Annotated in this window: 1 protein-coding gene; it reads left to right on the forward strand. The window is 61.6% G+C overall.

Translation table 11 applies throughout. The annotated features are described in order from the left end of the window. Nucleotides 1–594, forward strand: a 594-nt coding sequence (locus NRB16_RS28980; protein WP_257107579.1) for an ATP-binding protein, incomplete at both ends; no start/stop codon positions are given.

Genomic DNA, 594 nt, shown 5'->3' on the forward strand with positions numbered 1-594 from the left:
AGGCCTCGGGCTGGTGATTTCCAAACGTCTGATCGAGCAGATGGGCGGCGAGATTGGCGTGGACAGCACGCCGGGCATCGGTTCGGAGTTCTGGATCACGCTGACGCTGCCAAAGGCCCGGGAAGAAGTCGAAGAGCTGCTGTACAAGCCGCTGGAAGGCGTTCGCGCCGCCGTGCTTGAACACCATGAACTGGCCCGTCAGGCTCTGGAACACCAACTGGAAGACTGCGGGCTTGAAACGCTGATCTTCAATAACCTGGAAAACCTGCTCAACGGGGTGACCGCCGCCCACCAGACATCGACCGCCATCGATCTGGCGGTGCTGGGCGTCACGGCCCATGAAATCCCGCCGGAGCGGCTGCGCCAGCACATATGGGATCTGGAGAACCTGGGTTGCAAGGTGCTGGTGTTGTGCCCGACCACCGAGCAGGCGCTGTTCCAGTTGTCGGTGCCGGATGTCTATAACCAGTTGCAGGCCAAGCCCGCCTGCACCCGCAAACTGCAGAAAGCCCTGTCGGAACTGATTGCGCCCAAAGTGGTGCGCACCGACGTTGTCCAGCCATTGGCCAGTCGCCCGCCAAAAGTCCTGTGCGT

Origin of the sequence: Pseudomonas sp. LJDD11 (genome assembly GCF_024584215.1) — a bacterium.
GTDB lineage: Bacteria > Pseudomonadota > Gammaproteobacteria > Pseudomonadales > Pseudomonadaceae > Aquipseudomonas.